The organism is Pseudomonas sp. LTJR-52 (genome assembly GCF_003691465.1).
Classification (GTDB): Bacteria; Pseudomonadota; Gammaproteobacteria; order Pseudomonadales; family Pseudomonadaceae; genus Chryseomonas; species Chryseomonas luteola.
Genome location: NZ_CP033105.1, coordinates 1044102 through 1062260 on the forward strand (window position 1 = coordinate 1044102; position 18159 = coordinate 1062260).

16 protein-coding genes are annotated in these 18159 nt (G+C 60.2%); 11 read left to right on the plus strand and 5 right to left on the minus strand.

Annotation, left to right across the window (positions count from 1 at the left end):
* The first annotated feature begins 6 nt into the window (after window positions 1-6).
* The 5 genes from kdpA to EAW52_RS04790 are packed head-to-tail and all read left to right on the plus strand — an operon-like array spanning window position 7 to window position 7732.
* Window positions 7-1707 carry a potassium-transporting ATPase subunit KdpA gene (kdpA, locus tag EAW52_RS04770; protein WP_122041600.1) on the plus strand — a complete coding sequence of 567 codons (1701 nt, stop codon included), beginning with the start codon at window positions 7-9 and terminating at the stop codon, window positions 1705-1707.
* 1 nt (window position 1708) lies between these two features.
* Window positions 1709-3754, plus strand: a complete 2046-nt coding sequence (gene kdpB / locus EAW52_RS04775; RefSeq protein WP_122041601.1) for a potassium-transporting ATPase subunit KdpB — start codon at window positions 1709-1711, stop codon at window positions 3752-3754.
* Window positions 3755-3782: 28 nt separating this feature from the next.
* Complete coding sequence (gene kdpC, locus EAW52_RS04780; RefSeq protein WP_122041602.1) at window positions 3783-4328, plus strand: potassium-transporting ATPase subunit KdpC; 546 nt, start codon at window positions 3783-3785, stop codon at window positions 4326-4328.
* A complete protein-coding gene (locus tag EAW52_RS04785; RefSeq protein ID WP_122041603.1) occupies window positions 4325-6970 on the plus strand; it encodes a sensor histidine kinase KdpD in 2646 nt (881 codons plus the stop codon). The genes kdpC and EAW52_RS04785 overlap by 4 nt, the downstream gene beginning before the upstream one ends.
* 60 nt (window positions 6971-7030) lie before the next feature.
* Window positions 7031-7732, plus strand: a complete 702-nt coding sequence (locus EAW52_RS04790) for a response regulator (protein WP_122041604.1) — start codon at window positions 7031-7033, stop codon at window positions 7730-7732.
* A gap of 23 nt (window positions 7733-7755) precedes the next feature.
* Here the strand turns inward: EAW52_RS04790 and EAW52_RS04795 are convergent, their stop codons facing one another.
* A complete protein-coding gene (locus tag EAW52_RS04795; protein WP_162997586.1) occupies window positions 7756-8046 on the minus strand; it encodes a hypothetical protein in 291 nt (96 codons plus the stop codon).
* Between the two features lie 351 nt (window positions 8047-8397).
* Here EAW52_RS04795 and EAW52_RS04800 point away from each other — a divergent pair, with 351 nt between their 5' ends.
* Window positions 8398-8577, plus strand: coding sequence for a hypothetical protein (locus tag EAW52_RS04800; RefSeq protein ID WP_074822038.1), 180 nt, complete (start codon window positions 8398-8400; stop codon window positions 8575-8577).
* A gap of 66 nt (window positions 8578-8643) precedes the next feature.
* A complete protein-coding gene (locus EAW52_RS04805; RefSeq protein WP_122041606.1) occupies window positions 8644-9723 on the plus strand; it encodes a M42 family peptidase in 1080 nt (359 codons plus the stop codon).
* A 45-nt stretch (window positions 9724-9768) separates the two neighbouring features.
* On the opposite strand, the gene xopAW is transcribed toward EAW52_RS04805, so the two are convergent.
* The 3 genes from xopAW to EAW52_RS04820 all read right to left on the minus strand — a co-directional run bounded on the left by xopAW (window position 9769) and on the right by EAW52_RS04820 (window position 12468).
* Window positions 9769-10470, minus strand: a complete 702-nt coding sequence (xopAW, locus tag EAW52_RS04810) for an EF-hand domain-containing protein (protein ID WP_122041607.1) — start codon at window positions 10468-10470, stop codon at window positions 9769-9771.
* A gap of 117 nt (window positions 10471-10587) precedes the next feature.
* The gene (locus EAW52_RS04815) at window positions 10588-11700 is read right to left on the minus strand and encodes a cell wall metabolism sensor histidine kinase WalK (RefSeq protein WP_122041608.1); all 1113 of its coding nucleotides are present in this window, start codon (window positions 11698-11700) and stop codon (window positions 10588-10590) included.
* A gap of 3 nt (window positions 11701-11703) precedes the next feature.
* Window positions 11704-12468 (minus strand): response regulator, encoded by a 765-nt coding sequence (locus EAW52_RS04820; RefSeq protein ID WP_122041609.1) that lies wholly within the window; start codon window positions 12466-12468, stop codon window positions 11704-11706.
* 427 nt (window positions 12469-12895) lie between these two features.
* Here EAW52_RS04820 and EAW52_RS04825 point away from each other — a divergent pair, with 427 nt between their 5' ends.
* Window positions 12896-14512, plus strand: a complete 1617-nt coding sequence (locus EAW52_RS04825) for a catalase (protein WP_122041610.1) — start codon at window positions 12896-12898, stop codon at window positions 14510-14512.
* A gap of 68 nt (window positions 14513-14580) precedes the next feature.
* Here the strand turns inward: EAW52_RS04825 and EAW52_RS04830 are convergent, their stop codons facing one another.
* Window positions 14581-15033 carry a hypothetical protein gene (locus tag EAW52_RS04830; protein WP_162997587.1) on the minus strand — a complete coding sequence of 151 codons (453 nt, stop codon included), beginning with the start codon at window positions 15031-15033 and terminating at the stop codon, window positions 14581-14583.
* A 249-nt stretch (window positions 15034-15282) separates the two neighbouring features.
* On the opposite strand from EAW52_RS04830, the gene EAW52_RS04835 reads away from it, so the two are divergent.
* The 3 genes from EAW52_RS04835 to EAW52_RS04845 are packed head-to-tail and all read left to right on the plus strand — an operon-like array spanning window position 15283 to window position 18157.
* Entirely contained in the window at window positions 15283-16194 is a 912-nt protein-coding gene (locus EAW52_RS04835; protein ID WP_122041612.1) for a Fe(3+) dicitrate ABC transporter substrate-binding protein, read from the plus strand.
* Window positions 16195-16229: 35 nt separating this feature from the next.
* Window positions 16230-17192 (plus strand): iron-dicitrate ABC transporter permease FecC, encoded by a 963-nt coding sequence (gene fecC / locus EAW52_RS04840; RefSeq protein ID WP_122044723.1) that lies wholly within the window; start codon window positions 16230-16232, stop codon window positions 17190-17192.
* Window positions 17189-18157, plus strand: a complete 969-nt coding sequence (locus EAW52_RS04845; protein WP_122041613.1) for an iron chelate uptake ABC transporter family permease subunit — start codon at window positions 17189-17191, stop codon at window positions 18155-18157. The genes fecC and EAW52_RS04845 overlap by 4 nt, the downstream gene beginning before the upstream one ends.
* Window positions 18158-18159 lie beyond the last annotated feature (2 nt).

Below are 18159 nucleotides of genomic sequence, written 5' to 3' on the forward strand. Positions count from 1 at the left end.
ACGACCATGAGCACTGCCGATGGCTTGTTGATTGTCCTGTTTTTGGCGTTGTTCCTAGCGCCAGCGCCTCTTCTGGGGCGTTTTTTCTACCGTGCCATCGAAGGCGAGCGCACTTGGCTTACCCCGGTCCTGGCACCGCTGGAGCGGGTGGGCTATCGCCTTGGCGGAGTCGATTCCCATCATGAGCAGAGCTGGCAGCAATACGCCCTGGCACTGCTCATGTTCAATCTGGTCGGTTTGCTGGCCTTGTTCCTGATGCTTCTGCTGCAAGCGTATCTGCCGCTCAATCCGCAGCATCTGCCGGGGCTAGAATGGACCCTGGCACTGAACACGGCGATCAGCTTTGTCACCAACACCAACTGGCAGGCCTACAGCGGTGAGGCGTCGCTGTCGTATTTCAGCCAGATGGTAGGGTTGGGCGTACAGAACTTCGTGAGCGCTGCGACCGGGATTGCCGTGCTGGTAGCCTTGAGCCGCGGCATTACCCGCCGCAGCGCGCTGGCGCTGGGTAATTTCTGGGTCGATCTGACCCGCGCGACGCTCTATATTCTGCTACCGCTTAGCCTGGTGCTGGCCGTGCTGCTGATCTGGCAGGGCGTGCCGCAAACCTTCTCGGCCTATATTGACGCCCAGACGGTCCAGGGCGGTACGCAGGCCTTGCCGCTGGGGCCAGCCGCCAGTCAAATCGCCATCAAGCAGTTGGGCACTAATGGCGGTGGCTTTTTCGGAGTGAACTCCGCGCACCCCTTCGAAAACCCGACGGCGCTGAGCAATCTCCTGGAAATGGTCTCGCTGCTGCTGATCCCGGCCGCACTGGTGTTTACCTTTGGCCATTATGTGAAGGATCTGCGGCAGAGCCGGGCGATTCTGGCCTGCATGCTGGGCCTTTTGCTGATCGGCATAGGCGTATCGCTGTGGTCCGAATGGCAGAGCAATCCGGCCCTGGCCTCGCTGGCGGTTGAGCAGAACGCCTCGCTGGAAGGCAAGGAAAGCCGCTTTGGCATCACGGCCTCGGTACTCTGGTCGGTTGCCACCACGGCGGCCTCCAACGGGTCGGTCAATGCAATGCATGACAGCCTTTCGCCGCTGTCCGGGCTGGTGGCATTGTTCAACATGATGCTGGGCGAGGTCATCTTTGGCGGGGTAGGCGCCGGGCTCTACGGCATGTTGCTCAACGTGCTGATCGCGGTGTTCCTGGCCGGGCTTATGGTGGGGCGCACCCCGGAGTACCTGGGCAAGAAGCTTGAAGCACGGGAAGTTCGCCTGCTGGTGGCAACACTCCTGGTCATGCCGCTGGGCGTGCTGGTGCTGGGGGCTCTGGCCATCAGCTTGCCGGGACCGGTATCGGCCATCAGCAACCCCGGCCCCCACGGCTTCAGCCAATTGCTTTATGCCTATACCTCCGCCACCGCCAATAACGGCTCGGCCTTTGGCGGGTTCGGTGCCAACACGCCCTTTCACAATCTGATGCAGGGGCTGGCCATGCTGCTTGGCCGTTATGGCTACATCCTGCCGGTACTGGCCATTGCCGGGAGCCTCGCCGCCAAGCGTACCGTACCGCAGGGGCCAAACAGCTTTCCTACTCACGGCCCGCTGTTCGTCACGCTGCTAACCCTGACCATCCTCCTAGTAGGTGGCCTGACCTTCCTGCCGACCCTGGCCCTTGGGCCGATTGCCGATCAACTGATGCTTTTCGGTGGACATTGATATGAACATGCATACCCAACCGACCACTGCTGCCGCTGCGCCTGCGCCCGGCAAACCGCTCTGGCAGGCAGCGCTGGTCCAGGCCTTTGTGAAGCTGGACCCACGGCAGCTGGTGCGCTCGCCGATCATGTTCGTTGTGGAGCTGACCGCCGTCTTCACCACCGTGCTGTGCTTTTTGCCGCAAGCCGGAGTGAGTACTGCCGTGGCCGTACAAATCACTTTGTGGCTGTGGTTCACGGTGCTCTTTGCCAACTTTGCCGAAGCCCTGGCCGAAGGACGCGGCAAGGCGCGTGCCGATAGCCTGAAAGGCGTAGGGCAGGACCTTATGGCCCGTCGCCAGACCGCGGACGGTCTGTTCGAAATGGTGCCGGCCGTGGGGTTGCGCAAAGGAGATGTGGTTCGCGTCGAGGCAGGTGAGCTGATTCCGGGAGATGGTGAGGTCGTCCAGGGGATCGCTGCTGTCAACGAGGCGGCTATTACAGGCGAATCCGCCCCGGTCATCCGTGAGTCCGGCGGGGATCGCTCGGCCGTAACTGGCAATACCCAGATCGTCTCGGACTGGCTGCTGGTGCGCATCACAACCAATCCGGGCGAATCTACGCTAGACCGCATGATCGCCCTGGTGGAGGGGGCCAAACGGCAAAAGACGCCTAACGAGGTCGCGCTGGATATCCTGCTGATCGGCCTGACGCTCATCTTTCTCCTGGTGGTCGCTACGCTTCAGCCCTTTGCTCGCTATGCCGGTGGCGACCTGCCCATGCTGTACCTGGCAGCGCTGCTGGTGACGTTGATTCCGACCACCATTGGCGGCCTGCTTTCGGCCATTGGCATTGCCGGAATGGATCGTCTGGTGCGACTGAACGTGATTGCCAAATCCGGCCGTGCTGTGGAGGCTGCCGGGGACGTGCATACGCTGCTGCTGGACAAGACCGGCACCATCACCTTTGGCAACCGCCGGTGCAGCGCCATGTATGCGGCAAGCGGCGTTACGGCCAAACAGCTGGCTGAAGGCGCCCTGCTGGCGTCACTGGTGGACGATACCCCTGAGGGCAAATCCATCGTCGAATACCTGCGCGCCCTACATCCCATGAACGAGCCTGCCCGTGATGCGGTCACGCCGATCACCTTTAGCGCCGAGACACGCCTGTCCGGTATTGATTGGGACGGCCACGTCTACCGCAAGGGGGCAGTGGACGCCGTGCTGCGTTTTCTAGGCATGACACGCAGCCACCTGCCGGATGTGCTGGCCCGCGAGATCGACCGCATTGCCAAGGATGGCGGAACACCGCTACTGGTCTGCGCCGATGGGCAGCTGCTCGGAGCCATTCACCTGAAGGATGTGGTCAAGCCCGGTATCCGTGAGCGTTTCGCCGAGCTGCGCAAGCTGGGTATCCGCACCGTGATGGTAACCGGTGACAACCCGCTGACCGCCGCGGCGATTGCGGCCGAGGCGGGTGTTGATGATGTGATCGCCGAAGCCACGCCTGAGAAAAAGCTGGCCCGCATCCGTGAGGAACAGGCGGACGGCAAGCTGGTTGCCATGTGCGGTGATGGAGCCAACGATGCTCCGGCGCTAGCCCAGGCTGATGTAGGCATGGCCATGAACGACGGCACCCAGGCGGCTCGCGAAGCGGCCAACCTGGTGGATCTGGACTCCGACCCTACCAAGCTTCTGGATGTCGTGCAGGTGGGCAAGGAGTTATTGGTTACACGTGGTGCGCTAACCACCTTTTCCATCGCCAATGACGTGGCCAAGTACTTCGCCATTCTGCCAGCCTTGTTCGCCAGTATTTATCCGCAGTTGGGCGCGCTTAACGTGATGGGTCTGCACAGTCCACAAAGCGCGATCCTGTCCGCCATTGTGTTCAATGCCCTGATTATCGTGGTGCTGATTCCCCTGGCACTACGCGGCGTGCGTATCCAGGCCGCCAATGCCAGCCAGTTGCTGCGCCGTAACCTGCTGATCTATGGCCTCGGCGGCCTGCTGGTGCCGTTCGTGGGCATCAAGGTGATCGATATGCTGTTGACTGCCGTAGGGCTGGCCTGAGCGCCCAGTCTTCCTTAGGAGAATCGTTATGTTTGCGCACGTTCGTCCCGCCCTGGCCATGATGCTGGTCCTGAGCCTGATCACTGGAGTGGCCTACCCTCTAGTGGTCGCTGGTGTCGGGCAGACCGCCTTTGCCAGCCAGGCCAATGGAAGTCTGATTCGCAACCCGGCGGGTCAGGTCATCGGCTCGGCATTGATCGCACAGCCCTTTACCGGAAACCAATGGTTCCACCCGCGTCCCTCGGCGGGTGATTTTGCCACGGTGTCCAGCAGTGCGAGCAATCTCGCGGCGTCCAACCCGGCACTGGTACAGCGAATCGCCGAGTCGCTGGGGAATGAGCAGGGCAGTGGGCCGACGCCGCTGGCGTTGGTCATGACGTCGGGCAGCGGACTTGACCCGGATTTGCCACCGGCTGCCGCCCGTTATCAGATCGCCCGGATAGCCCAGGCGCGCGGCATACCGGCCGATGAGCTGGAAAAACTGGTCGTCGAGCATACGGAACGCTCCCTGATCGGGCCGCCAGTGGTTAATGTGCTGCAACTTAATCTGGCCCTAGATGAGCGTACGCGATGACCGATGCCGCCGAGCGCGCCGATGCACTGCTTGCCGACCACGCCGAAGGACGTGGCCGGCTAAAGGTATTCCTGGGCGCGGCGCCCGGTGTCGGCAAGACCTACGCCATGCTCCAGGCTGCCCAGGCTTTGCAGCGACAGGGCGTGGACGTGCGGATCGGCGTTGTGGAAACCCACCGACGCGCGGAGACCGAAGCCTTGGTCGCCGGTCTTACGCAACAACCGCTACGGCGATACGACTACCGGGGCATGCATCTGGCGGAGCTGGATCTGGACGGCGTACTCGCCAATCCACCCCGGCTCGTGCTGGTCGATGAGCTGGCGCATACCAATGCGCCGGGGAGCCGCCACGCCAAGCGCTGGCAAGACATCGAAGAACTCCTGGCCGCCGGGATCGATGTCTACACCACCGTCAACGTCCAGCATCTGGAAAGCCTGAACGATCAGGTTCGTGATGTGACCGGCGTACAGGTGCGCGAGACCGTGCCGGACCGGCTGTTGCAGGATGCCTATGAGATCGTTCTGATCGACCTGCCGCCGCGCGAGCTGCTGGAGCGGCTGCGTGAGGGTAAGGTCTATGTGCCCGAGCAGGCGCGGGCAGCCATCGATGCCTTTTTCAGTCAGACCAATCTGACCGCCCTGCGCGAGATGGCCATGCAGACGGCAGCGGCGCGGGTCGACTCGGATCTGGCCCGGCGTTATCGCGCCCAGGGGGAGGATGCCCCGGCGCTCCTGGGGCGTCTGCTGGTGGCGGTCAACGGTGACGGTCAGGCGGAGCGGCTGGTGCGTCATGCGAGCCGCGTGGCGGAGCGCCGGCATCTGCCGTGGAGCCTGGTGCATGTCGAGACCGGCCGGACACAGGACGAGGCCGAGCGCGCCCGCCTGCAAGCCGCCCAGCGTCTGGCCGAGCGGCTCGGGGGTGAAGTGGTCATTCTACGGGCCGGGGAGGTGGCGAAATCCCTGGTGAATCACGCCGTAGAGACACGGGCCAGCCTGTTGCTGGTCGGGCGCAGCCGGCCCACCTGGGTTCGCCGTCTGTTTGGTACTGGGTTGGCCTCGCGCTTGCTACAGTTCGAGGCGGGGCTTGAGATCAGTGTGCTGGACGCCCGTGAGGAGGTAGGCACCTCCCTGCCAAAGGTGCCCCAACGCAATGGCCGGAATTACCTGCTGGCGATCGGCGCTACCGTGGGCGCTGCCCTTCTGGCCAAGGCCGCCTCCAGCCTGCTGGAGCTTCCCAATATTTCGCTGGTGTTCCTGACCGCCGTTTTGCTGGTCGCCATTCGTAGTAGCCGTGGTCCGGCCATCCTGTGCGCGGTCCTGAGTTTTCTGACCTATAACTTTCTGTTCATCCCGCCGTTGTTCTCGTTCACCATTCAACGTGAACAGGATGTGCTGACACTCATGTTCTTTCTGTTCATGGCAACGCTCACCGGCAATTTGGCGGCCCGCCAGCGAGGGCAGCTGAACAGCCTTAGACAGGCCCAGACCGAAACCGGCGCCCTGCTTGAACTCTCCCGCAAGCTGACGGCCGCCACTGACCGGCAGGCAGTACTGAAGGCTGCGGCGCAGCAGCTGAGTTCCACCGACATCGAGGTCTGCCTGATGAGCCGGAATAGCCATGAGCTGTGGCATGTCGAGGCTGGAGCCGCCAGCGTCCTGAATGAAAGCGAGCGTGCCGCGGCTGACTGGGCGTGGAAGCACGAGCAGCCAGCCGGCCATGGAACGGATACCTTGCCCCATGGGCGCTGGTGGTGGTGGCCCCTAGCGTCCGAAGAAGGCCCTCTGGCGCTGCTGGGTATCGCCTTGAAAGACGGCAGGAGCCTGAGCGCCGAGCAGCGTCGGCTGTTTGCTGCGCTGGGTCAGCCGCTGGCCCAGGCGCTGGCGCGGGCGCGTCTGGCCGAGGACCTGGAGGCTGCACGCCTGCATGGGGAAACCGAGCAGTTGCGCAGCGCCTTGCTGGCCTCCGTATCGCATGACCTGCGCACCCCGCTTACCGCCATGCGCGGCTCTATCGACACATTGGCCACGCTGGGCGACAGTATCAGCGCCGAGGATCGCCAATCGCTTCTGGACACGACACGCCTTGAGGCCGAACGTCTGGATCGGTATATCCAGAACCTGCTCGACATGACCCGGTTGGGTCATGGCGGGCTGCAGCTGGCCCGCGACTGGGTCTCCCCAGGCGACGTCGTGGCCAGCGCCCTGAGCCGACTGAAGCCTGTACTGGCACCGCTGCATGTCGAAACATCGGTTCCCCCCGATATGCCGCTGCTCTATGTGCATCCTGCCCTGATCGAACAGGCCCTGATTAACGTATTGGAAAACGCGGCGCGGTTTTCCCCGGAGCACGGGCGCCTGCGTGTTGCGGTCGAGCATGATGATAAAGAGATCCGCCTTGCTGTGAGCGACCAGGGCCCCGGTATTCCAGAGGGGGAACGTGCCCGGATTTTCGATATGTTCTACACCGCTGCGAGGGGTGACCGAGGCGGACAGGGGACCGGGCTGGGATTGGCAATCTGCCAAGGCATGGTGGGCGCGCATGGCGGTCGCGTGACCGTTGATACCGGCCTGGACGGAAGGGGGGCGACCTTGACCCTGCATCTGCCGCTGCATCCACAACCGCTCGGCGACAGCGAGGGCTGAGGCGTTTCGCCTTTCAATAACGTAGCATGCGGCAAGTGTTCGCTTTTTCTGAAGGCTTCCATGACCACAAATGCACCCTTGATCCTGATCGTCGATGACGAGCCGCAGATTCGCAAATTCCTGCGCATCAGCCTGACGGCCCAAACCTATCGGGTCATCGAGGCTGCCACCGGTGCAGAAGGATTGGCCAAGACGGCGCTGGAGCGACCTGATCTGGTCGTGCTGGACCTTGGGCTACCGGATGAGGATGGGCAGACCGTGTTAAAGGAGATTCGCGAGTGGTCCTCCGTGCCGGTGCTGATCCTGTCGGTCCGGGCTGATGAGCAGGAAAAGGTCCGTGCGCTGGATGCAGGCGCAAACGACTACGTTACCAAGCCCTTCGGAATCCAGGAGTTCTTGGCGCGTGTTCGGGCGTTGTTACGGCAGGGGAGCATGCAACCGCAGACAGAATCGGCCCTTACCCTAGGGGCACTCAAGGTAGATTTCGCGTTTCGCCGCGTCACGGTGCAGGACGACGACATCGCCCTAACGCGCAAGGAATACGCAGTGCTTGAGCATCTTGCCCGCCATCTGGGGCGCGTCGTGACCCAGCAACATCTGCTCAGGGAAATCTGGGGCCCGTCCCATGTTGAGGACACCCATTACCTACGTGTCGTGGTAGGGCATTTGCGGCAGAAGCTGGGCGATGACCCTGCTGCTCCGCAGTACATCATCACCGAGCCTGGGGTCGGCTACCGGCTACGTGACAGGCATGATGCTTGAGCCCATCCCTGGGCTCTGGCTGATCACGCTTCGAGCATTTGCTCGCGACTGTACCGAAGTGCAGCCTGGGCGCGCTTGATCAGGTCCTCTTCTTCAGTCTGGGCCAAGACGGTATTGGCCAGCAGTTCGATGTTCTGCAGGTGAGTCATCTTTTCATCCCGACTTATATTGTCGAGCATGCCAAGCTCTTCGATCCGGTCTTCACACCGGGTGAGCAAGCGATTGTGAAAGTCGTACTGGGATTCGTAGTGCTTGGTACGACGGGCACGGCGAGGGGTACTGATTACCTGATCGGTACTAGGCGCTAAAGTCATGATGTACTTCTCAATCATCAACTAAATCGTGGAATGGCAATATGCCATTTCCCGATCTGGCCGACCATACCTTGCGCCCGTAATGATTCATTTTGGAGATGAGCGGATACGTTTTTAGCACGTAAGGGCTCCCTTTCGATGAATGAAATGTCAGGGTAGCGATGTGAAATCATCCAATTGTCAAAAAAGCGTGAAAGACTGACCGGTGGGGTTGACCTGTATCACGAAAGAGGCACTACCTGTATCCGGTTTCCCTCACTCCGCTTCGAACCATCCAGGACGATCGACGGTCGACTTTCTTACACGGGCCCCGGTATTGGCGGGTCCGGAAATCGATGTGGAGGTAGAAAGATGGTTTCCAGAATAGGCATGGTCGGACTCACCCTATGTGCCGTGCTGCTCAGTGGCTGCTTTGGCAGCTCCGATGACAAATCCAGCGAATCCAGCTCCGAGAAGGCATCCATCCAGATGCACTCGCCCCAGGACGACGCCACCGGCCAGGACAACCAGGACGCCAACAGCGGCAAGTAAGGCAATAGGGCGCGATTGAAGATTGGCGGCCTGCCCGGCAGGTCGCCCGGAGCAGGAAGGTAAGGCATGGCGAACACCGAGGATCTGAAACTGCTGGAAGAGCTGCTTCTGGCCCGAGGCCCGGGCGGGCAGGAGGATGAAGTCAGGCGCATCTGCCTGCGTGAGCTCAAGCGCAGCTGTGATGAGGTATGGGTCGACGCGGCCGATAACGTGATCGGAGTCGTGCGGGTCACCGAGGAGATTTCCCGGGAAGAGGCTGCACAGCGCAGCGTCGTGATCATGGCGCACCAGGATGAAATCGCCATGGTCGTCAAACGCGTCAACCCTGACGGTACGTTGAGCGTCGTCGCACTGGGTGGAGCCTTTCCGGTGAACTTTGGCATGTGCCCGGTGGATATCATGGGTGAGCACGCCCTGCTGCCAGGTGTACTGTCATTCGGAACCATGCACGCCACGCCCGAATCGCCTCAAGGAGCCGATGTGCTCAGCGGCAATGTGCAGTGGAAGGATGTGCATGTGCTTACCCGGCGCTCGAAGGATGAACTGGGCGAAGCAGGCATACGGGCTGGTACACGAGTTGTGCTGAGTCAGCATTGGCGCCAGCCCTTCAATGTTAATGACGCTATCGCAGCCCATTTTCTGGATGATCGTGCGCCTATCGTGGCGACGCTCAAGACCGCTGCGTTGACGGCTGCGCGCCGTTCCCTCCTCAAGCGCGATGCCGTGTTTGTCTTTACGACCAAGGAGGAGGAAACCAATGGCGGTGCTCAATATGCAGCCCGAACGCTGCCCGGTGAAATTGTCATTGCCGTCGAGGTAGGGCCTATCGCCGAGGAATACGATACGCAGCTTAGCGCCGACCCGATTGTGCTGACCGGTGATGAAAAAGGGTTTTACTCGAAATCCGTAACGGACGATCTGTTGCAGGCTGCCGAGCGTTGCGGACTCAATCCGCAACCAGCGCTCATGCCGGATTTTGCTTCCGATGCCAGTGCCATACTCAGTTCCGGCTCGAAAGGTAAGGCAGGGTGTATCGCCATCCCAACTGAAAATACTCATGGCTATGAGGTGGTCCTGCATGACGGCATGGATGCTTGCGCCCGAACGCTGACGGAATACCTGATTGGCAAGCCTGTGAACGGATAGTGATCCCGTAGAGAAAGGCCATTCGGAGAATGGCCTCGTGTCCACTCAGACCGATACGCTGATCCGGGACGCCTTGGACGCATCCAATAAATAGTTGCTAACGCTCTGGTACTTGCGGATCACCGCTTGCGCCAGCAGGTTAACGGCATCATTGGCGGCTGTTGATGAGGTGCTGGCTGCACTGACCGTACCAGACGCGCTGCTATCGTCATTGTCCGTCTGCGCCATCATCGAGGCCTGCAATGCACGGCTCAATTCATCCTGACTGACTTCTCCGTTCTCGTCTTCGTCCAGTGTGGACATCAGCGACGTGCTGTTAGTGTCGTCCAGAGCGGCCAGTTCGAGGGTACTGAGTGTACCGCTGGCATCAGCATCCAGGCTGACGATCAGCTCGTCGGCCAGATCGTCGCTGTCTGCATCAGCTACCGGCAGGGGAGGCGGTGGTGGTGCGAATGCACTGGCAAATTCACGTTGGCTGATGCTATCGCTGCTGTCCTGATTCATCAGGCTGAGCAGCTGGTCGACATCAATTGCCGTGCTGTCGTCACTCTCTCCGCTGCTGGAGGCGGCTGCGGTCAGCTCGCTCTGGCTGATCGAACCATCACCGTCGGCATCCAGGGCCTTGAACAGATTCTTGAGTGGGTTTTCATCATCACTCGTGGTGCTGGCGGGTACGGTGGTGCTGTTCTTGTTAGCAGTGTAACTGCTGAAATAGCTGGAATGACTGCTACCTATTCCACTGATCATGACGGGCTACCTGGCTGAGAAAGGGCTAAGGGGAGTTCTCAGGTTCAAGCTTCGCGCATGAGTATGTCGTGGGTATCGTGACTTTGTATCTGGCGAGATACACAGCGGTTGAAGGCATCATGCTGAGCGTATCGGCAGCATGATAAGGGCGGTCAGTCCACCGCCTGGGGTTTCTTCCAGGCGCAACGTGCCGCCTTGGTTTTGAATGGACTCCCGCGCAATGGCAAGGCCCAGCCCCACGCCGCCGGAGTTACGGTTACGGGAGCCTTCCAGGCGGAAAAACGGCTCGAATACTGCCTCGCGGTATTGGGCAGAAATGCCGGGACCGTGATCGCGCACCTGTATTTCTATGGAGTCAGGATGTTCCTTCAATACGATTTCGGCGCTACCTCCGTAGCGCAGTGCATTATCGAGCAGGTTGGTCAGGCATGAGCGCAGGGCCATGGCCTGGGCCCGAACAGGCTTACACTGGCCACTCAGCGATACATCGGCTCCGTCATCCAGAGCGTTTTCCGTCAGTGATTCAGCCAGAGCCTGAATATCGAACAGCACCCAGGGCTCTTCACTGCGTTGCTCGCGCAGGTACTCCAGTGTTGCGTTGAGCAGGTTAATCATGTCGTCCACATCCTGCGTTACACGGCTGCGCAGTTGAGGATCGTCGATGTCTTCCAGCCTAAGCTTCACGCGGGCCAGTGGTGTACGCAGATCATGGGAAACCGCCGCCAGCATCCGTCCGCGTTGCTGGATCTGCGCCACAATGCGTTCGCGCATCTGGTTCATCACCCGTGCCGCTTCACGGGTTTCGTGAGGGCCCGTTTCCGGTATGGGAGGGCTGTCTAGGTTATCGCTCAGGTCCTGCGCTGCCGCGGTGAGACGGCTGATAGGACGGGTCAGTAGACGGGCGCTGATCCAGGCAGCAACCAGCAGAGTGCCTAGCTGGAAGGGGAACGGTCCGCCCAAAATCCAGCCAAGCTGACTCAATACCGAGCCTGGCGGTCCGGCAGGAGGCGGGAGCGATGGCTTGGCGGCAAAAGGCGGCGGAGGGTGAGGACCACTGAATGCTGTGATCGCGGGTGGTGGTAGACGAGACTCAGCGCTTGGCGGCAGCAGGGATGGGCCGGGCTGCCTTCCCATATAATGGAACCAGGCGAAGGCCAGCAGGTGGCCCAGTACGATGGCAATGACCAGTACGCCGAACAGACGCGCAAATAAGGTGTCCAGACGGCGCACGGGTCAGTTTCCGATTTTCTGGGCGTCGAACAGGTAGCCTTCGCCGCGCACCGTCTTGATAAGCGTTGGTGAGCGGGGGTCGTCTCCCAGCTTTTGCCTTAACCGTGAGACTTGCAGGTCGATACTCCGGTCGAACGCCTCGATGGCGCGTCCACGGGTGGCATCCAGTAGCTTGTCGCGGCTGAGCACCTGACGCGGGTGATCGATAAACACCCAGAGCATTCGCACCTCGGCGTTGGATAACGGAACGACCATGCCGTCCGGTGAGTGCAGCTGGTGCCGCACCCCATCGAGCTTCCAACCATCGAAGCGGATATGCGTGCGTGCAACATTCCGGCGTACGCCTCGCGTATCCTGAGTTCTACGCAGTACGGATTGAAGACGGGCGACCAGCTCCCGTGGTTCGAAGGGTTTGGCCATGTAGTCATCGGCACCTAGCTCAAGGCCAATGATCCGGTCCATGGGCTCCGACTGGGCCGTCAGCATCAGGATGGGAATACTGCTGTCCTGACGCAGCCACCGGCACAGAGACAATCCATCTTCACCAGGCAACATCAGATCCAGAATGATGATGTCGTAGCTGTTGGCGCCCAGCTTCTGCCGCATCTCGGCGCCACTGGCCACGGCATCGACATAGAGATTGAAGCGCGCCAGATAATCACCGATCAGCTCGCGCATGGGGGCGTCGTCATCGACCAGTAATACCCTGGCCGTCCAGCGGCTGGGCTCATCGGCAACGGGCGATGCAGGAAAAGGCTGGCAGTCCATAGATACTCGGGCGAAAACAGAAAGGCGGTGCCCGGAATGCTAGCGAGTCACTCTACAGGCATCTATAGGTAACGGCCGACCTTACCTCTTCTTTACAAAGCGATACATTCAATCGATGAGAAGAACTAATGGAGGGCTTTAACGTTATCAATAAGGACACTTGAATAAAGGTGAAAGCCAACTTCGAATAACACCTGTTCCCAAGTGCTCAAACCATGCCCGAAGGCAGGCTAGGCAAGGGCTCCAAGTGTTCACGCGCTTGTGGCGGGACGGTTTGCCAGACCGCTCTCATTGGCATTTTGCCATGCTGCCTGAAACCTGATTGTCATGCTATGTCCGCCTAATGGCGCTTCGCTTGGCCGAACTCCCCGTAGCTTTCCAGACCTAAATAATTCCAACAACCGTGAATTTAGGCTTGGAAATCGCTATGGCTGACGAACAGAAAACACTCACAACCCGTCAGGGGCACCCTGTCAGTAACAACCAGAGCCTGCGCAGTGTAGGCGAGCGTGGTCCGGCTACGCTGGAAAATTACCAATTCATTGAAAAGATTACCCATTTCGACCGCGAACGCATCCCGGAGCGCGTCGTACATGCCCGTGGTACGGCGGCGCATGGTTATTTCGAACCCTATGGCAAGATCGGCGACGAGCCTGCCAGCAAATACACCCGAGCCAAGGTACTTACCAAGACCGGCGTTCAAACGCCTATCTTCCTGCGCTTCTCCACTGTGATCGGTGGTAAGGAGTCACCGGAAACAGCCCAGGACCCCCGTGGGTTCGCCATCAAGTTCTATACCGAAGACGGTAACTGGGACCTGGTCGGTAACAACCTCAAGGTCTTCTTTATCCGTGATGCGATCAAGTTTCCGGACATGATCCACGCGTTCAAGCCGGACCCTGTCAGCAATCGTCAGGAGCCCTGGCGCTTCTATGATTTTGTGCAGCATCATCCTGAAGCGCTACACATGGTGACCTGGGTCAAGAGCCCCTGGGGCCGTCCGGCTACCTACCGCAACATGCAGGGTTCCAGCGTAAACACCTACAAGCTGGTGAATGACAAGGGTGAAGCGGTACTGTGCAAGTTCTCCTTCGAACCCAAGCAGGGTGTGAAGAACCTGACTAGCGAGCAGGCTGCTGAAATCCAGAAAAATGACGTGGGGCATGCCACCCGCGACCTGTACGACGCCATTGAGCGCGGTGAATTCCCTGAGTGGGAAATGTGCGTCCAGATCATGTCCGAGGATGAGCACCTGAACCTGGATTTCGACCCACTGGACGACACCAAGCGCTGGCCGGAAGACAAGTTTCCGCTGCTGCCGGTAGGCCGAATCGTCCTGAATCGCAATCCGTCCAATGTCTTTGCCGAGACCGAGCAGTCTGCCTTTGGTACTGGCGTGCTGGTAGACGGTATCGACTTCTCCGACGACAAGATGCTGCAGGGTCGGACGCTGTCGTATTCCGATACCCAGCGTTATCGCGTAGGCGCCAACTACCTGCAACTCCCGATCAATGCGGCAAAAACAACGGTAGCCACCAACCAGCGCGACGGCTTCATGGCCCACAACGTGGATAATGGCGGGGAAAACCCCCATGTGAACTACGAGCCCAGCACCCAGGGCGGTCTGCGTGAAGCACCCAAGCCCAAGAAGGACTACCACCAGTGGGTCGAAGGGCATCTGGGACGTTATCAGACCACCAAGACCGCGGCGGATTACAAGCAGGCCGGTGACCGCTATCGCACCTTCGAGGACTGGGAGCGTGAGGACCTGATCAACAACATCACAGGCGATCTGAAGCAGTGCCCAGAAAACATTCAGCTGCGGATGATCTGGCACTTCTGGCATTGCGATCCGGATTACGGTCAGCGTCTGGCCGACGGTGTGGGCGTTGATATCGAAAAGGCCAAGGCACTGCCTCCGTTGGAAGGCCGTCCGGCACCGGGCCAGGATCTGGACGTGACCCTCTATGACACCGGCGAGCCGGAAGGGGATAGCAAAAGCAATCCCACGCAGGCCAGCGTCATGACTGACAGCGTCAAGTAATTTCCCCAAAAGGCCGTTGAGGCCTGGTTTGGCGGCTACGTCGACTCATGAGCGACGTAGCCGCTTTTTTATTCAAGCGGCAGTCCCAGCTCCTTTTCGATTTCCACCTTTGAGATGCCAAAGTGGGTCATCAGAAAAATGATCTGGCTTTCCAGCCCATGTGGCGCATCTTCGGCTTCTAACGTATCCAGCGATTCCATCTCACCCTCCTCATCCTCCGGCGCCTCGTCCGTACGAATGCTGATGACATCGGGCTGGTTAGCCCCTGACGCATCGCGAACCAGTTCATCCAGAGCCGACTCCCGAATACCAGCCTGACGGGCACGCTCCGCCAGCTCAGCCGCAATGTGCTCGATATGGGTACGTTCCGACAGCCATTGCCGAAAGCTGACGCAGGCCAGCATGGCCTCGGTGCGTTCATCGCAATAGGCCACATAGGCTTCGAAAAGCGGATGTTCGCGGTCACCGTCCAGAACGGCTCCCAGGACATGCTCTTCACTGTTCAATGACTCGATGCTCATGCAGACCTCATCTTCGATTTGAATATGTACCTGTAAACAAGGAGGCTTGAAACAACGCGCAAGTTCAAAGCCTGTATGCAAAGTACGCAGCATAAGACGGCGAGGGTTTCATTCGTCACCGCAAGGTTGGAAAATGGTAATGACTCTTACTTGCTGCGGTGAAGAGTTTTGATCCCGCGGAGCCAATATGGAATAGTGCCCGCTTTTTTCGCCTTACCGTTAATGGCCCCGTGGGCTATCAGGTCACTCATGTTCAAGCGCTCATTTCTGTCTCTCTGTCTGTTTTCCCTGGCGGTTGTTTTCGCCCAAGCGGTTCAAGCCAATCCGATCACGCTCAATGACGGCGAGCACACCCTTACCTTGCCAGAAGCACCCAAGCGTGTCGTAGCGCTGGAGTTTTCCTTTGTCGATGCGCTGGCTTCAATTCATGTCTCGCCGGTGGGCGTTGCCGATGACGGTGATGCCAGCCGCGTCCTGCCTCGCGCTCGGGAAGCCATTGGTGAGTGGACGTCTGTCGGTTTGCGCTCGCAACCCAATATCGAGGTCATTGCCCGGCTGAAGCCGGACCTCATCATTGCGGACGAGAGCCGTCATGCCGGCCTCTATGACGAACTCTCCAGCATTGCCCCTACGCTGCTGCTACCGTCTCGCGGAGAGAATTACGAAAGCAGTCTTACCTCAGCCGAATTGATCGGCAAGGCGCTGGACCGTTCCGTGGACATGCAGGATCGTATCTCGGCCAATCGCCAGCACCTCAAGGACATTGCGGCGAATATTCCTGCCAACACCCAGGTCCTGTTTGGTGTGGCCCGGGAAGAAAGCTTTTCCGTACACGGTCCTGACTCGTATGCTGGCAGCGTGCTCAAGACCATTGGCCTGACGGTACCAAGCGTGCGTGCTGGCGCAGCACCGACTGAGTTCGTAAGCCTCGAGCAGCTCCTGGCGCTTAACCCCGGCTGGCTGCTGGTCGGGCATTATCGCCACCCGAGTCTGGTGGATGCCTGGAGCAAACAGCCGCTGTGGCAGGCCCTGGGTGCGGTACAGGCCGGGCATGTGGCTGATGTGGACGGTAACGTCTGGGCACGCAACCGCGGCATCATGGCGTCCGAGCAGATTGCCGAGGATGCGCTGAAGATCCTGACCGGCAAGGACCAGGAGTGAACCGTACCCTGGCGCTGTGCTTTGCTTTCGGGGCGATGAGTGCGGTAGGCCTTGGGCTGTTCTGGTTGTCGTTATCGGTCTACTCGCCCTTCGTCATTACCCGGCAGGATGCCTTCCACGGGCTGTTTTCCGGCGGCCAGGGCGGTACGCAGATTGCCTTTGTTGTTGCGCAGCTGCGTGTGCCCCGAGCAATGGCGGCCGCCCTGGTAGGGGCTGCATTGGCTATGGCGGGCGCGCTCATGCAGGGCATTACTCGGAATGAGCTGGCATCGCCTTCTCTGTTTGGTGTCACGGCGGGAGCGGCGCTGGGGCTGGCGCTCTTTTCAACCGGATTGGTGGCGCTGCCATTGCCGGGCGGCGCCATGATCATGACCTTGCTGGGCGGTGCGTTTGCCTGGGGGATCGTGTTCAGCCTGGGCAAGGCGTGGTCGGTGGGGGATACCCAGGGCCGTCTGGTACTGGCCGGTGTGATTGTCGCGGCGCTGTGTGCGGCATTGACACGGCTGACAATCATTCTGGTCGAAGATCAGGCGCAGAATGTCCTGAACTGGCTGGCAGGCTCCTTTGCCAACGTCACTTACAGCCAGGTTGGACTGCTGTGGCCTGCCGTGCTGATCGGCAGCGTCCTGGCGCTGGCCTGCGCGCCCCGGCTCAATCTCATCAACCTGGGCGATGACGCGGCCCGCTCGCTGGGTGTTCGGCTTGCCGGGCTGCGGCTGCTGGTCTTTGCGGTCAGCCTGTTGCTGGTAGGCGCGAGCGTCTGTGCTATCGGGCCGATCGGCTTTGTCGGTCTGGTCGCGCCCAACATGGCCCGCTACTGGCTGGGGCACGATTACCGTGTGCTGGTGCCCGCCAGTGCCGCTCTTGGCGCGGTCATCGTTCTGGCCTCCGATATCCTGGCTCGCGTAGTGGCGTTTCCGGCTGAGACGCCGGCTGGTGTAGTGACGGCTCTGGTGGGGGCGCCGTTTTTCCTATGGCTGGCGAGGCGCTCCCGATGAGTCGTCCTACCGCTAGCCTGATCACGCTTATTGCCGTATTGCTCGTCGTCTGCCTGGCGAGTCTGTGCATCGGCACGCAATGGTTGAGCCCTGTCGAGGCGATCCAGCACGTTATCGCCCATGACGCGCAGGACTTTCTTGTCTGGCGGCATCGTCTGCCACGAACATTAATCGCTGTGCTGGCCGGAGGAAGCTTTGCCCTGGCAGGCGCGTTGGTGCAGGGCGTGATTCGCAACCCGCTCGCTTCACCCGAGATTCTGGGGGTAACCCAGGGTGCAGGGCTGGCATTGACCATCGCGCTGATTTATTTCCCTGCGCTTTCGCTTGTCTGGCTACCCGGGGTAGCCTGCCTGGGGGGTGCGCTTGGCGCAGGTGCCCTGGCACTCTACAGTGCCGGGCGATCCTTTTCCGGGGTACGTTTTGCGTTATCGGGTGTGGCGATTTCACTCACCCTTGGCAGCGTAATCGAGTTTCTGATCCTGTCTCACCCTCTTAACATCAATACCGCCCTGCTGGCCCTGACCGGTAGCCTGTGGAGCCGCACCTGGCACCATGTTGGACTGGCCGTACCGCTGCTGGCAGGGCTGCCTTTGGCGCTTATGCTGGCCAAACCTCTCAATCTGATCGGGTTGGGCGATGAAGCCGCTTCGGGACTGGGGGTTCGCCTGGGCCCAGCACGACTCACCGTGCTGGTACTGGCCGTGATCCTGACGAGTCTGGGCGTGGCGATCATTGGACCGGTCAGCTTTATCGGTCTGGTCGCACCGCATCTTGCGCGCCGCCTGATCGGTGGCCGTCATCAGTGGCTACTGCCAGCAAGCGCCATTGTAGGCGCCATTCTGCTGGTACTGGCCGATACCTTGGGGCGAGGACTGATCCCACCGGTTGAAATTCCAGCCGGTATTCTCACGGCCATCATTGGCGCGCCGTATTTTCTGTGGCTGCTCACGCGGCTCAAGGGGTGACT

Excerpts from the sequence above, each read along its gene's own strand:
- EAW52_RS04790 (WP_122041604.1), top strand. The coding sequence starts at position 7,031 with ATGACCACAAATGCACCCTTGATCCTGATCGTCGATGACGAGCCGCAG.
- xopAW (WP_122041607.1), bottom strand. The coding sequence starts at position 10,470 with ATGATCAGTGGAATAGGTAGCAGTCATTCCAGCTATTTCAGCAGTTAC.
- EAW52_RS04830 (WP_162997587.1), bottom strand. The coding sequence starts at position 15,033 with ATGAGCATCGAGTCATTGAACAGTGAAGAGCATGTCCTGGGAGCCGTT.
- EAW52_RS04835 (WP_122041612.1), top strand. The coding sequence starts at position 15,283 with ATGTTCAAGCGCTCATTTCTGTCTCTCTGTCTGTTTTCCCTGGCGGTT.
- kdpA (WP_122041600.1), top strand. The coding sequence starts at position 7 with ATGAGCACTGCCGATGGCTTGTTGATTGTCCTGTTTTTGGCGTTGTTC.
- EAW52_RS04785 (WP_122041603.1), top strand. The coding sequence starts at position 4,325 with ATGACCGATGCCGCCGAGCGCGCCGATGCACTGCTTGCCGACCACGCC.
- EAW52_RS04795 (WP_162997586.1), bottom strand. The coding sequence starts at position 8,046 with ATGACTTTAGCGCCTAGTACCGATCAGGTAATCAGTACCCCTCGCCGT.
- kdpC (WP_122041602.1), top strand. The coding sequence starts at position 3,783 with ATGTTTGCGCACGTTCGTCCCGCCCTGGCCATGATGCTGGTCCTGAGC.
- EAW52_RS04805 (WP_122041606.1), top strand. The coding sequence starts at position 8,644 with ATGGCGAACACCGAGGATCTGAAACTGCTGGAAGAGCTGCTTCTGGCC.
- kdpB (WP_122041601.1), top strand. The coding sequence starts at position 1,709 with ATGAACATGCATACCCAACCGACCACTGCTGCCGCTGCGCCTGCGCCC.
- EAW52_RS04820 (WP_122041609.1), bottom strand. The coding sequence starts at position 12,468 with ATGGACTGCCAGCCTTTTCCTGCATCGCCCGTTGCCGATGAGCCCAGC.
- fecC (WP_122044723.1), top strand. The coding sequence starts at position 16,230 with ATGAGTGCGGTAGGCCTTGGGCTGTTCTGGTTGTCGTTATCGGTCTAC.
- EAW52_RS04845 (WP_122041613.1), top strand. The coding sequence starts at position 17,189 with ATGAGTCGTCCTACCGCTAGCCTGATCACGCTTATTGCCGTATTGCTC.
- EAW52_RS04825 (WP_122041610.1), top strand. The coding sequence starts at position 12,896 with ATGGCTGACGAACAGAAAACACTCACAACCCGTCAGGGGCACCCTGTC.
- EAW52_RS04800 (WP_074822038.1), top strand. The coding sequence starts at position 8,398 with ATGGTTTCCAGAATAGGCATGGTCGGACTCACCCTATGTGCCGTGCTG.